Below are 12,591 nucleotides of genomic sequence, written 5' to 3' on the forward strand. Positions count from 1 at the left end.
GAGCCGCCTCGGTAGACCGAGCGGGAAGGGCGGACGGAAGTAGGGAAGGGGAGAAGGGGTGGCTGGGCGCTCTGTCGCGAGGCGCCCTGTCGGTTGGGTCGGTTGCGGGGAGAGCTAGCGGCGCGCCACGTCCTTGTCGCGGCGGACGCTCGTGTCGTTGGCCGGCGGCAGATCGGCCACGCTCGCTGGCAGCACGGCGGGGGCCGCCGTCACGCTGCTCTGGTCGTCGCCTCGCGCGGCGGGCGCGGCGCCAGCGGACGCGGCAGCGGACGTGCTCGCTGCGGCGCCCGGCGGGATGTCGGTGGCGGCGGCGGTGGTGGCCCCGGCGCCGGGGGGCGCCTCGGACTGTGCGCGATTCCGCACAGCGGTCACCGCCTTGTCGGCCGCCTTGACGAGCTGTGTCGTCACGACCGAGGGTGGGAAAGGGAGCTTCGGGGCGACGAAGAGCTCGAGCTTCAGGATCGTGTGGTGCTCATCGACGGCGCGGAGCCGCCAGCGGGCGCGGAAGTCGGCGACGTTGCCGCGCTTGTGGCGGCCGGAGATCACCTCGTCGGCGCCGTCCTTGATGGGCGGCGACATGTCGGCGACCGTCCAGATGTGCGCGGCGCCGTTCAGGATCGGCACCTGGAGATAGACCTCGCTCGTGCCCTTGCGCTTCGTGAGCACGCGGCTCTGGTCGAAGGGGCCGATGAACGTCTTGTAGTTGCCGTAGGAGGTGATGATCTTCCGGACCGTCGGCAGGGGCGCTTTCACGAGGATCGCCGCGCCCCCGGTGTCGATCGCGGCGACGGGCCCGGTGGTCTTCAGCGTGTACCGGAGCGCCTTCCCGAGCGACGCGAGCTTCTCCGACTCGGCGTCGGCGGCGCGGGCCGCGCGCGGCGAGAGGGAGAGGGCGAGGACTGTGAGCGAGAAGGCGATCAAGGACAGGGACCACAGTTTCTTCATGGACTCTCCTGTTCGAGCGACGTCCGTCAGCGCGGGCTCCCCCCCACGTCGCGGACATGCGCCTCGGGCGGCGAGACCGCAGCCCCTCGCTACATGTAACTCCGTCAGCACGCGGCCGCACGCCTGCGCACTACAGAAAACATGCTTTCTTCGGCCGAGGTCGGAATTCAGCGGTCGGCGTCGGCGCGCTTCGCGTTCACGCCGCGTTGCGCGCTGTCGTCGGTCGTGGGCGTGGTGGGCGCGGCGCTCGCGGCCTGTCCCGCAGCGTCGGCGTCGGGCTCGGACGACGACGCGGGCGGCCGCAGGGGCCGCTCACCTGGCTCCTCGTCGAGCGGGGCCATCTTGCAGGAGCCGTCGAACTGCACGCCGCGGTCGATGAAGATGGCGGGCGCGTGCAAGGCGCCGGTCACCTTGGATGGAGCGTAGAGCTCGATGGCATCGCGGGCGCGGATGCTCGCCTGGACCTCGCCGCCCGTGACGATGCACGTCACGACGTGGATCTCCCCGATCACGAGCGCCCCTTCGCCGATCACGAGCACGTCCTCGCCGCGGATCTCGCCGCGGAAGCTGCCGTCGATGCGCACGCGGCCCTCGAAGAAGAGCTTGCCTTCGAAGTGCGTACCGCGGCCGAGGAGGGCGTTGATCTCGGTGGGCCGGTGGCCCCCGCCGTCGTCACCGCGGGGGCTTCCTGGGGATCGCGGCGAGAGGGGCGAATCCCTGTCGCCCGGAAAGGACATCGGCTCCATCGCCCGCTGGCTTACTTCAGGCATCGTCACATTCGCAACGGGGGTGCGCGTCAGCCCCGTAACGGGCGCGCGGCGGCGGCCGTGGTTGTTGAATGATTACCAATGCTTGGGTGGTCCTTGCGGCAGGGTACGTTTTCTGCAGAGAGGGCGGACCGAGCAGGTGTCCTGGCGCGCTGACCGCCGGGGGCGCGCGGAGTGGGGCCGACGTTTGGCCAAGCGCGCGGTGGAGCGTGAGGGTCCGAGGCGACCAGGAGAGGGAGTGGAGATGACGTTCCGATCGTTGCTTGTGGCTGCCGGTGTCCTGGGCAGCATCTCGGTGGCGTCCGCGCAGACGCCGCCCGCGCCGCCGACAGCTCCGCCGGTCGATCCCACGCCGCTCCAGCCGACCGAGCAACCGGCCGCCCCGCCGGCAGCGCCCGGCGCGCCTGCTGCTGCGCCCGGCGCGCCTGCTGCTGTGCCCGCTGCCGCTCCGCCCACGGAGCCAGCACCCCCCGCGCAGCCTCAGCCTCCGGCGGAGCCGCCGTCGCCCCCGGAGCCTCCGCGGCCGGACGCAGCGGCGGTCTCCCCGGTTGTGCAGTGGAATCAGGCCACCGCGGCGGACGCCGTGCAGGAGGAGGACGAAGAGACGACCCTGCGCTGGCGCGGGACGAGCTTCACCTGGAACCAGGCCGGCAGCACGACCCTCTTCGGCGTCGGCGGCGAGTACACGCCCGATATCCAGGTCTACGGCTGGGACTTCACGCTGCGGCCGAACTACTACCTGCTCGATCGCCCCAAGGAGAAGGTGTCGCTCTCTGCCGAGATCGGCTGGCTCGTCGAGCTCACGAACAGCGACACCACCGCCACGTACCGGGAGCCGCAGCTCAAGGACATGTCGCTCGGCGCCCGGTACAGCCGTGCGCTCTGGGAGAGCGGCGGCGCCAACAAAGGCGAGTACAAGACGGATGCCGCCATGCGGCTGCGTGTGATCCTGCCGACCTCGCCGCAGAGCTGGAACTCAGGCGACTACTTCACCGTGTCGGTTGGCCCGCAGGTGATCCAGAAGATCAAGTTGCTCGGTTCGAAGGCCGACGGACTCAACCATGTGACGGCGACGCTCGGCGTGACGTACGCCCACCTGTTCTCCCGATCGATCATGCGGGTGAACCCCGACATCCGACGACTCCGGCAGAACCCGAGCGGTGAGAGCGAGCTCGACGAACAGCTGAGTGGGTATGCTCAGGTCCTCAATCGCCTGACCACGAGCCTCGATCTCGACGTGCCGCTCTACAAGGACCTCTCGCTGGGGGCGAGCTTCGGGCTGCTCAGCCGGTTCAAGCCCGAGCTCGGAGAGGGATGCATCGAGATCAGCACCGGCTGCGCCCCGTATCGCTTCGACGGGGCCACCTACCTCCCGAACACGGCGTTCGACATCAACGTGAGCTACCCGGTCTACGAGGTTGTCGACCTCACGCTCGGCTACAACAACACCACGGCGCAGCTCGGGGAGGACGGCCAGCGCAGGAACTTCTTCTACAGCCCTGACGCTCAGTTCTATCTCGACATCAACGCCAACCTCGACGTCATCTACTCGAAGGTGACAGGCCGCGGGAAGAAGGCCGAGAAGGCGGGCACCGCCAGCGCTCCGCGCCGGCAGGCGCTCTGACGCGCGCGAGCCGTCGCGGCTCGTCAGCGTCCACTTACGCGCGCCCGCGGCTCTCGCCGGTGGTCAACCCGCCGGCGATGAGGTGCGCGGCGCGCAGGGGCTCGGGGAGGCGGCCGTTCACCGAGAGCCGCGCGATGAGCGCGCTCGCGTCGTCCAGCGAGATCCCGGCGCGCTGCACGTGCACGCCCGCGACCGGCTCCATCGGGCCGGCGCGCTGGATGAGCGCCCACTTGCGGCGCCCTCCCCGGACGCGCGAGAGCAGCGCGTCGCGGATCGCGTCGAGGTCCGGGAGGCGCCGCGCCACCACCACGACCGGCAGCGCGAGGGCTTCGTGCAGCGCCGCGAGATCGACGACGTTGAAGCCCGCCACCGCGATGCCCTGGAGCATGACCACCTGCGCCTGGGGGTAGAAGCGCGAGCCGCGGATCATCGCGGCGATCGCGGGCGTGGCGTTCCGCCCGTCGCGCCTCACGCGGGTGGAGAGGACGCCCTCGAGGCGCAGCCCCGAAAAGACCGTCCCGACGACCTGCACGTCGCCGCGGTGGTCGCGGGCGAACGGCGCGTCGTCGACGCCGATGACATGCGAGAAGCGTGGAGCGCGGGCCGGCACACGCGGAGCTTACCGTGCTGCCGTCTTTGCCGGGCCAGGCGCTCGTGCTGTACTTGGTCGCATGCGACCTTCCAGGCACCTCTCGCTGAGCCTCTCGCTGGCCCTCGGCCTCGCCTCGTCGCTGGCCGTCGCGCAGGGCGCCACCGCCCAGCCGGCCCCGAAGGCCTCCACGGCGCCGGAGAAGGCCGCGGCCCCGCAGAAGCCGGCGGTCAACAAGCCGCGCGGCGGCAGCGCCGGCGCGCCGAAGCGCCCCGGGCGCGCGCGCAAGCCCAAGAAGGACGCGCAGGCGAGCCTCGCCGGGCGGCCGGTCGCCACCTTCCCCGGCTTCCGCATGCTCCCGACCGGGGGCTCGCGCGTGTTCGTGCAGATCCACGGGGGCAAGGTCGACGTCGCCGAGTCGAAGGCCGCCGGACGCCTCGTCTACCGGCTGAAGGGCGCGGGGGCGATCCAGACGAACCGCTTCCCGCTCGTGACGTCGTTCTTCGCGACCCCGGTGACCCAGGTGCAGCTCGTCGGCCAGGGCAACGATCTCGACATGGTGATCGACCTGCGCACCCAGGCCGACGCGACCTACCGCGTGCTCGAGACCGATCAAGGGATGGTGCTCCAGGTCGACTTCCCCCCGTCCGTCCCCGAGCAGCGCTCCGCGGCGCCGGCCGAGGGAGCGCGCAAGCGCTCGGAGCGCCGCACGATCTCGCAGGACCCCGGGAGCGACGAGGAGAGCTCGGATCTCTAGAGCACCGGCTGGCCGCGGCGGGGGCCCGGGACGCGGCCGAGCTCACCGCGGGAGGGCAACTAGGTGGCGATGGCCTCCCGCCGCGCCTTCTCCCCGGGCGGGCCCGCGTCCGCCGCCGAGGCCGACTCGCTCATCGCCGCCGCGGCGAACGTGACGAGGACCATCCACAGGAGATCGGCGAGCAGGAGGTGGACGAGCTGCATCCACACCGGCGCGAGCAAGAAGAGGTTGAGGAGCCCCGCGCCGATCTGCAGCAGCACGAGCGCTCCGGTCGCCGCCGAGAGCCGCGCGACCTCGGGCGAGGGGCGCCGGGCAGCGACGGCGCCGCGGGCGAAGAGGAGGTAGACGCCCACGGCCGCCGCCACGGTCGGGTGCAGCACGCGCAGCTGCAGCAGGAAGTGCGCCGCGGGCGAGAAATCCTGCGCCAGGCCCTCGCGGAGCGACGCCGCGGCGAAGAGCGTGTCCCCGAGCGCGGCGATGGCCCCGGTCACGCCCACCGCCAGGACCCCCGCGAGCGCGGCGCCGAGCAGCGCGCCCGTCACCCCCTGGCCGCGCAGGCGCACGCGCCGGCCCCCGCGCGCCCAGTAGAGGGTGCAGGTCATGGCGCCCACCAGCAGGAACGTGTTGATGAGGTGCACGGCCATCCAGATCGCGCGGGCCGCCGACGCGTCGTGGGCGACGTACTCGAGCAGGACGATCCCGGCGCCGACCGCCGCCTCGGTGATCATGAACAGCATCGACGCGGCCGCGCCGCCGCGCACGGGGTGGCCCGACGGGTACGCGACGAAGGCCCAGACGAGCTGCAGCGCGACGAGCAGGAACGCGACGCCCGAGGTGGCGCGGTGCGTGAACTCGATGAAGGTCGCCGCGCTCGGAGAGCGCGGGATGACGTCGCCGTTGCACGTCGGCCAGTGGCTGCCGCAGCCGGCCCCCGAGCCGGTCGCGCGCACGAACGCGCCCCACAGGATCACGCCGAGCGTGAAGGCCAGCGCGAGCGCAGCGAGCTTCCAGAACCGCGCCTGAGTCATGCCGGGTCCTTACCGCGAAACCAGCGCGACGGCAGCCCGCGCGAGATCGGCGATGCAGGGGCGACTTGCCCGGGCAACCCCCGCGATTGCCTTCGCGATTGCGCGCGACCGCGCGCGCCCTTCGGCGAGGCGGCGTCCGCCGCAGCGCGATCTCGTTGCGCCCGGCCCCGGCTGAAGGGAGGATGGGCCGGTGCCGAACAGCGACGAACTCCGAAGCGCTCCGCTCTCGCCGATCGAGCTCCCGAGCGGTCGACCGGCCAGGATCGTCGTCGCGGACGACGACCGCCTCGCGCGCCAGATGCTGGCGAGCATCCTCCAGAAGGCGGGCTTCCAGGTCGAGGCGGTCGACGACGGTCAGGAGGCGATCGAGCTGATCGGGCGGGGAGGGGTCGATCTCGTGCTCCTCGACATCGTGATGCCCCGGCTCACCGGCCTCGAGGCGTGCAGACTGCTCAAGAGCATGACCTCCGAGTCGTTCCTCCCCGTCGTGCTGGTCACCGTGAAGAGCGACACGGCGAACCGGGTCGAGGGGCTCAAGATCGGCGCCGACGACTACGTCTGCAAGCCGTTCGAGGAGGAGGAGCTCCTCGCGCGGGTCGGCGCGATGCTCCGGATCAAGCGGCTGCACGACCAGGTCGCGGCGCAGCGCGCCTACCTGGAGCAGCTCTCCATCCACGACGAGATGACGGGGCTCTACAACTACCGCTACCTCTTCACGCGGCTCAACGAGGAGTTCAAGCGCGCGGAGCGCTACCACGAGCCGTTCGCCTGCGTGCTCGTCGACATCGATCGGCTGAAGGTGATGAACGAGACCGGGGGGCGCACGCTCGGCGACGCCGTGATCCGGCGCGTGGCCGATGGGATCCGCCGCTCCGTCCGGGAGGTGGACGTTGTCGCGCGCTACGGCGGCGAGGAGTTCCTCATCGTGCTGCCGAGCACCCACTTCGCCGGGTCGCTCACGGTGGCCGAGCGGATCTGGCGCGAGGCCGCCGGCAACCCGGTCGAGTTCGGCGGAGAGGCGAGGCCGTGCAGCGTCTCGATCGGCGTCGCGCTCTACCCCTCGCGCGACGTCCGCTCCAAGGACGGGCTGATCCGCGCCGCCGAGAGCGCGCTCAACCAGGCGAAGCGCGAGGGCGGCAACCGGATCTGCGTCTTCCAGCAGCACGGCCAGATCTACACGCCGGCGGCGAGCGGCGAGCCGCAGTCCTCGCCTCCGCCGGGGAAGCTCCGCCGCTCCAGCGATCCCGCCTTCGCCGCGACGCACGCGGCGCCTGCGGCGACCGACGAGCCGAGGGAGCCGCAGACGCGCCGGGGCACCGACCTCCCGCCCTTCGTCTCACGCAAGCCGCTGTAGTCCCGCCCCGCCGCTCCGCCTCGTGAACGCCGCAGATCGCGCCCGTATCCTCCTCGTCGACGACGAGCCGGCGCTGCGCCGCGGCCTGGCGCGCGCGCTGGTGCGCGACTTCGACGTCCTCACCGCGGAGGACGGCCCCGCGGCGCTCGGGCTGCTCGCGACGACCCGCGTCGAGGCGGTGCTGCTCGACCTGGCCATGCCGCGTATGAGCGGCGCCGAGGTGCTCGATCGGATCAGGGCGACGTACCCGGACGTCGAGGTCGTGGTGATGGCCGGCCACGCCGACCTCGACGCCGCGATCGCGGCCGTGCGCGCCGGCGCGTACGGGTTCGTGACGAAGCCCGTCGACGCGGAGGCCGCGGTCTCGATCGCGATCGAGCGCGCGATCGAGCGCCGGCGGCTCGAGGGCCGCGCGCGGGCCCTCGAGGAGCGGGTCGACGAGCACGAGCAGCTCGGCGAGGTGATCACGAGCTCCGCGGCGATGCAGGACGCCTACAGGAAGGCGCTCGGCGTGGCGGCCGTCGGCGCGCCCCTCCTGCTCATGGGCGAGCGCGGGACGGGCAAGGAGCTCGTCGCGCGCGCCGTCCACCGGCGCGGCCCGCGCGCCGCGCGGCCGTTCGTCGCCGTCGACTGCAGCGCGCTGCCGGGGTCGCGGGCCGAGGACGAGCTCTTCGGCGAGGGCGGCGACGCCTCGGCGGACGGGCGCGCCCGCGGGGGCCTGATCGAGGCGGCGGACAAGGGCACGCTCTTCCTCGACGAGGTCTCGGCGCTGCCGCCCGGGGCCCAGGCCAGGCTGCTCCGGGTCCTCACGCACGGCGAGATCGCGAGGGCGGGGGGCGAGCCGCGCCGCGTCGACGTGCGCGTGATCGCGTCGACGTGCGAAGGCCTCCGCGAGCTCGCCTCCGTCGGCCAGCTCCGGGAGGATCTCGCGTACCGCCTCGGCGTCATCGTCGTCGAGCTGCCGCCGCTCCGGCGGCGCAAGGAGGACGTCGCGCTGCTCGCGAGCCACTTCCTGAACCGGTGCGCGCGCAGGCACGGGCGCGACGTCAAGCGGATCGGCCCCGAGGCGGCGCGCCTGCTCCGCGAGCACGCGTGGCCGGGCAACGCGCGCGAGCTCGAGAGCGCCATCGAGCACGCCGTGATCTCCGCGCGCGGCGAGGCGATCCTGCCCGCGGATCTGCCGCCCTCGGTGTCGGGGCGCTCCGGGCCGCCGCTTCGCCCTCCGAGGGACGCGCTCGTCTTGCCGGCCGAGCTCTGCGATCTCCCGTACGCGGAGGCCAAGGAGCGCGCCGTCGACGCGTTCGATCAGATCTACGTCGGGCGCCTGCTGGAGCGCACGGACAACAACCTCAGCGAGGCGGCGCGGCAGGCAGGGATGGATCGCTCGAACTTCCGGAGGCTGAAGAAAAAGGTCGCGTCGCGCGGAGACGAGCCGGCGCAGGGGGAGAGCGACGGGGCGCGGCCGAGCAAGGGCGGCGCGGGCTGACGCGCGGACACGTCGCCGGTCGCACGTCGCGCGCGCACGTCGCAGAAGCGCGCGGCCGGCTCGTGCTACGTTGCGCCGAAAATGGCCCGACGCGCTGCACGAGCTGCCCTTGCTGCCGCCGCCGTTTCCCTCGCGGTCCGGCTCGCGCCGCTCCCTGCCGCGGCCGCCGACGTCGGCGGGGCCCCAGGACGGCGAGCGGCGGTGGTCCACGATCTCCCCGGCGTGCTCGCGCTCGCCGACCGCAATCACCCGAACGTCGCCGCCGCGCGCGCGAAGCTCGACCAGGTCCGCGCGCAGCTCGACGAGGCCCGGTACGCCCCGTTCTCTCAGTTCAAGCTGACGGGCGGCGTCGCGCTCGCGCCGACCGTCCGCGGGAACAACGTCTTCAGCCCGAACACCGACGTCTCGCTCACGTCGAGCCTCGGGGTCGGCTGGCGCGTGAACATCGACGGCGTCATCCCGCTCTGGACGTTCGGGAAGATCACGAACCTCTGGGACGCCGCCGAGGCGAACGTCCGGGTGAACCAGGCGAGCGTCGAGAAGGAGCGGGACGCGGTGCGGCTCGACGTCCGCAAGGCCTACTTCGGCCTCCAGCTCGCGCGCGACTCGCGGAGCCTGCTCGTCGACGTGAGGGCCGAGATGGACAAGGCCCTCCGGCGCCTCGAGGAGCAGGTCGAGCGCGAGGAGGGCGATCCCATCGAGCTGCTCAAGCTGCAGACCTTCGGGGCCGAGCTCGAGGCGCGCGGGGCCGAGGTCGACAAATACATCTCGGTCGCGCTGGCGGGGCTGCGCTTCTACACGGGCGTCGCGGATCTCGACATCCCCGACGTCCCGATCCGCCCGCCGAACCACCGGCTCGGTCACGTCACCCGTTACCTGACCGCGGCGCGCCTGTACCGGCCGGAGCTCGCGCAGGCGCGCGCCGGCTTCGACGCGAGGTCCGCGCAGGTGCGGCTCGCGCGCGCGCAGCTGTTCCCCGACATCGGCATCGCCCTGCAGGTCGGGGTGAGCGCCGCCCCGGAGGTCGCGGATCAGCTGAACCCGTTCACCAGCGACCCCGGCAACTTCTTCCACTACAGCGCGGCGCTCGCGCTGCAGTGGAAGCTCGACCTCTTGCCGCAATCGGCGCGCATCCGCGCCGCCGAGGCGCAGCTCGAGGAGATGGCCGCGACGCAGCGATTCGCCATGGGCGGGGTCGCGACCGAGGTCGAGACCGCCTATGCCGAGGTCGTGGAGGCCCAGAAGCGGCTCGACGCGTACACCAAGGCGGCCAAGTACGGGAAGCGCTGGCTCGTGATGGTGCAGCAAGGAATCGACGTCGGGACGATGGCGGACAAGGATCTCATCGATCCAGCCAAGGCATATGCCACGAACCGATTCAACCAGCTGAACGCGACGATGGATCTCGACATGGCGATGTCGCGGCTGGCGAAGGCGACCGGCTGGGACGCCATCGCGCCGGACGGCACCTGAGCGAGGGGGCGGCCGCGCTGAGGCACGCGCTGCGTCGCTCGGGCGCCGCTCGGGCGCCGCTCGGCTCAACGTCACCCCGGCTTGAACGCGACCGTCCTTGGCAGTACGGTGCGCGACAGCATGGGAGCCAACGTCAACGTCGAGCGGGCGCCGCACAAGGTGGCTTTGGCAGCGAACGGTGATGCGGCGCGGCGCGCGGCGAGCGGCGCATCCGCGGGCGCCAGCATCGCGTTTTACGTCCTGCTCGCGGCGTCGGCCCTCGCCATCATCGGCACTCTCCACTTCGTGGCGTACGTCGTGCCGACCGAGGCCTCGATGGGGATCGTGCAGAAGATCTTCTACTTCCACGCCCCCGCCGGCTACGCGATGTACATCGGCGCGACCATCTGCTTCATCGGCTCCGCCGGCTACCTCGCGCGCGGCACCCAGCGCTGGGACTCGCTCGCGAAGGCCGGCGCCGAGGTCGCCGTGGCGATGGGGCTGATCGTCCTCGTCACCGGTCCGCTGTGGGCCGCCAAGGCGTGGGGCGTGTACTGGACGTGGGATCCGCGCCTCACGACGTCGCTGCTCAGCGTGCTTATCTACATCGCTTACGTCGTGCTCCGCGCCTTCACCGGCGACAGCGACGCCGAGCGCAAGTTCGCGGCGGCCCTGGGCGTCCTCGGCGCGGCCAACCTGCCGATCATCCATTATTCGGTGAAAATGTGGGGCGGTAACCACCCCACGGTCATCACGGGCAAAGGCGGCGGGCTCGGGCACCCTGACATGAAGATGGCGCTCGGCTTCGGCTTCCTCTCGTTCACCCTGCTCACCCTCGCGCTCGTGTGGGCGCGTTACCGCGTCGATCTCGCGTCCGCGCGGCTCGCGGAGCTCGAGCAAGAGGCCCTCGAAGCCGGCATCGGAGAGGACTGACAACATGCAATCCAATCATTCCTTGTTCTCCCATGCGGCGTTGCAGCAGCCGACGAGCACCACGACGGACGACCGAGCGCAGGCGTTCCGCCCCGTCCAGGGGGGGAACGACATGCAGAGCGGAGAGAAGCTGCTGGTCGAGGCGTACGCCGCGATCTGGCTCATCCTCTTCGCGCTGGTCTTCGTCTCCTGGCGCCGGCAGAAGCAGATCGACCGGCGCATCGACGCGCTCGAGGCCGCCGTGCAGAAGGCGCGGGCTGGAGCGGGCCAGGGGGCGAGCTGATGCCGAACCTGGGGGAGATGACCCCGCAGCACGCGCTCTACATCCCCGTGGTGCTGATGCTTGGGCTGATCGTCGGCTACATTCTGGGCAGCCGCGCCGTTCGTGCCGAGCTCGAGCGACGCAGGCGCAGAATGAAGGAGTGACGGGGGCGCAGGCCCTCGTCCCGCGTAGCTGGCCGGCCCGCTGAGCGCCGTCCCCGCCCCACTAGCCGGAGGTCACAAGGTGGTCGATTTCTCTGTGAGCGAAGAGCACAAGGCTCTCATCGATACGGCGCGTCGCTTCACGAAGGAGCGCATCCTCCCGATCGCGGCCGAGTGCGATCAGAAGTCGTACTTCCCGATGGATGTCTTCGTGGAGGGCTGGAACATCGGCCTCGTCAACCCGACCTGCCCGGCCGAGTACGGCGGCCCGGGGATGGGCGAGCTCGAGAACGCCCTCCTCGCCGAGGAGCTCTCGTACGGGTGTACCGGGATCCAGACGAGCTTCCTCGCGAACGGCCTCGCGCTCACCCCCATCAAGCTCGCCGGCAACGAGGATCAGAAGAAGAAGTACCTCGGCATGCTCACCGCGGAGCCGATCATGGCGAGCTACTGCACGAGCGAGCCGGACGCGGGCAGCGACGTCGCGGGCCTCAAGACGCGCTTCACGAAGCACGGGGACGACTACGTGCTGAACGGGCAGAAGTGCTGGATCACGAACGCGAGCTACGCGCGCTACTACGTGATCTTCGCGACGTCGAACCCGGAGCTGCGCCACAAGGGGATCGCGGCGTTCATCGTCGACCGCGACACGCCCGGCGTCCGCGTCGGCAAGAAGGAGGACAAGCTCGGCCAGCGGGCGAGCGACACCGCCCAGGTGTTCCTTGATGATGTGAAGGTGCCGAAGGCGAACCTGCTCGCGCCCGAGGGGCAGGGCTTCAAGCTCGCCATGGAGACCTTCAACCAGACCCGCCCCGACATCGGCGCGGCCGCGACGGGCCTGATGCGGCGCTGCGTCGACGAGTGCGTGGCCTACGCCAAGGAGCGCAAGACCTTCGGCCAGCCGATCGGCAACCACCAGCTCATCCAGTGGATGCTCGCGGAGATGGCGATCCGCGTCGAGGGGACGCGCCTGCTCTACCAGAAGGCCGCGTGGAACCTCGATCACGGGGTGCGCGACCCGATCGTCTCGAGCTTCGCGAAGGCCTACGGCGCTGACAGCGCCATGCAGACCGCCGTGGACGCCGTGCAGGTGTTCGGCGGCAACGGCTACGTGAAGGAGTACCCCGTCGAGAAGATGATGCGCGACGCGAAGGTCCTCCAGATCTACGAAGGCACGAGCCAGATCCAGCGCCTCGTCATCGCGCGCCAGCTCCTCGCGTAGCGCGCCGCGAG

Annotated in this window: 13 protein-coding genes; 9 read left to right on the forward strand and 4 right to left on the reverse strand. The window is 71.5% G+C overall.

The window, feature by feature from the left end; all coding sequences use genetic code 11:
- Positions 1-114 precede the first annotated feature (114 nt).
- Positions 115-945, reverse strand: a complete 831-nt coding sequence (locus tag WMF45_RS16395) for a hypothetical protein (RefSeq protein ID WP_437717825.1) — start codon at positions 943-945, stop codon at positions 115-117.
- A 167-nt stretch (positions 946-1,112) separates the two neighbouring features.
- On the reverse strand, positions 1,113-1,715 hold the full coding sequence (locus tag WMF45_RS16400) for a bactofilin family protein (RefSeq protein WP_437717826.1): 603 nt from the start codon (positions 1,713-1,715) through the stop codon (positions 1,113-1,115).
- Between the two features lie 241 nt (positions 1,716-1,956).
- Between WMF45_RS16400 and WMF45_RS16405 the strand changes: the two genes are divergently transcribed.
- On the forward strand, positions 1,957-3,336 hold the full coding sequence (locus WMF45_RS16405; RefSeq protein WP_437717827.1) for a hypothetical protein: 1,380 nt from the start codon (positions 1,957-1,959) through the stop codon (positions 3,334-3,336).
- A 34-nt stretch (positions 3,337-3,370) separates the two neighbouring features.
- On the opposite strand, the gene WMF45_RS16410 is transcribed toward WMF45_RS16405, so the two are convergent.
- On the reverse strand, positions 3,371-3,946 hold the full coding sequence (locus tag WMF45_RS16410; RefSeq protein ID WP_437717828.1) for a DUF99 family protein: 576 nt from the start codon (positions 3,944-3,946) through the stop codon (positions 3,371-3,373).
- Between the two features lie 61 nt (positions 3,947-4,007).
- Between WMF45_RS16410 and WMF45_RS16415 the strand changes: the two genes are divergently transcribed.
- A complete protein-coding gene (locus tag WMF45_RS16415) occupies positions 4,008-4,682 on the forward strand; it encodes a hypothetical protein (protein ID WP_437717829.1) in 675 nt (224 codons plus the stop codon).
- 59 nt (positions 4,683-4,741) lie between these two features.
- Here WMF45_RS16415 and WMF45_RS16420 read toward each other — a convergent pair whose 3' ends face one another.
- Positions 4,742-5,710, reverse strand: coding sequence for a COX15/CtaA family protein (locus WMF45_RS16420; protein ID WP_437717830.1), 969 nt, complete (start codon positions 5,708-5,710; stop codon positions 4,742-4,744).
- 190 nt (positions 5,711-5,900) lie between these two features.
- Here WMF45_RS16420 and WMF45_RS16425 point away from each other — a divergent pair, with 190 nt between their 5' ends.
- From WMF45_RS16425 to WMF45_RS16455, 7 genes are all read left to right on the forward strand, one after another.
- On the forward strand, positions 5,901-7,064 hold the full coding sequence (locus WMF45_RS16425; RefSeq protein WP_437717831.1) for a diguanylate cyclase: 1,164 nt from the start codon (positions 5,901-5,903) through the stop codon (positions 7,062-7,064).
- A 22-nt stretch (positions 7,065-7,086) separates the two neighbouring features.
- Entirely contained in the window at positions 7,087-8,550 is a 1,464-nt protein-coding gene (locus WMF45_RS16430) for a sigma-54-dependent transcriptional regulator (RefSeq protein ID WP_437717832.1), read from the forward strand.
- A 201-nt stretch (positions 8,551-8,751) separates the two neighbouring features.
- Positions 8,752-10,023 (forward strand): TolC family protein, encoded by a 1,272-nt coding sequence (locus WMF45_RS16435; RefSeq protein WP_437717833.1) that lies wholly within the window; start codon positions 8,752-8,754, stop codon positions 10,021-10,023.
- Positions 10,024-10,143: 120 nt separating this feature from the next.
- The gene (locus tag WMF45_RS16440) at positions 10,144-10,935 is read left to right on the forward strand and encodes a cytochrome c biogenesis protein (protein WP_437717834.1); all 792 of its coding nucleotides are present in this window, start codon (positions 10,144-10,146) and stop codon (positions 10,933-10,935) included.
- 4 nt (positions 10,936-10,939) lie between these two features.
- Positions 10,940-11,218, forward strand: coding sequence for a CcmD family protein (locus WMF45_RS16445; RefSeq protein ID WP_437552714.1), 279 nt, complete (start codon positions 10,940-10,942; stop codon positions 11,216-11,218).
- On the forward strand, positions 11,218-11,361 hold the full coding sequence (locus WMF45_RS16450; protein WP_012235483.1) for a hypothetical protein: 144 nt from the start codon (positions 11,218-11,220) through the stop codon (positions 11,359-11,361). The genes WMF45_RS16445 and WMF45_RS16450 overlap by 1 nt, the downstream gene beginning before the upstream one ends.
- Before the next feature lie 79 nt (positions 11,362-11,440).
- On the forward strand, positions 11,441-12,580 hold the full coding sequence (locus tag WMF45_RS16455; RefSeq protein ID WP_437552715.1) for an acyl-CoA dehydrogenase family protein: 1,140 nt from the start codon (positions 11,441-11,443) through the stop codon (positions 12,578-12,580).
- Positions 12,581-12,591 lie beyond the last annotated feature (11 nt).

The organism is Sorangium sp. So ce448 (genome assembly GCF_051520915.1).
Lineage (GTDB): Bacteria > Myxococcota_A > Polyangia > Polyangiales > Polyangiaceae > Sorangium > Sorangium cellulosum_B.

What these genes read in the sequence shown, in the direction of transcription:
- WMF45_RS16395 (WP_437717825.1), bottom strand. Translation starts at nt 945, where the DNA reads ATGAAGAAACTGTGGTCCCTGTCCTTGATCGCCTTCTCGCTCACAGTC.
- WMF45_RS16400 (WP_437717826.1), bottom strand. Translation starts at nt 1,715, where the DNA reads ATGCCTGAAGTAAGCCAGCGGGCGATGGAGCCGATGTCCTTTCCGGGC.
- WMF45_RS16405 (WP_437717827.1), top strand. Translation starts at nt 1,957, where the DNA reads ATGACGTTCCGATCGTTGCTTGTGGCTGCCGGTGTCCTGGGCAGCATC.
- WMF45_RS16415 (WP_437717829.1), top strand. Translation starts at nt 4,008, where the DNA reads ATGCGACCTTCCAGGCACCTCTCGCTGAGCCTCTCGCTGGCCCTCGGC.
- WMF45_RS16420 (WP_437717830.1), bottom strand. Translation starts at nt 5,710, where the DNA reads ATGACTCAGGCGCGGTTCTGGAAGCTCGCTGCGCTCGCGCTGGCCTTC.
- WMF45_RS16440 (WP_437717834.1), top strand. Translation starts at nt 10,144, where the DNA reads ATGGGAGCCAACGTCAACGTCGAGCGGGCGCCGCACAAGGTGGCTTTG.
- WMF45_RS16445 (WP_437552714.1), top strand. Translation starts at nt 10,940, where the DNA reads ATGCAATCCAATCATTCCTTGTTCTCCCATGCGGCGTTGCAGCAGCCG.
- WMF45_RS16450 (WP_012235483.1), top strand. Translation starts at nt 11,218, where the DNA reads ATGCCGAACCTGGGGGAGATGACCCCGCAGCACGCGCTCTACATCCCC.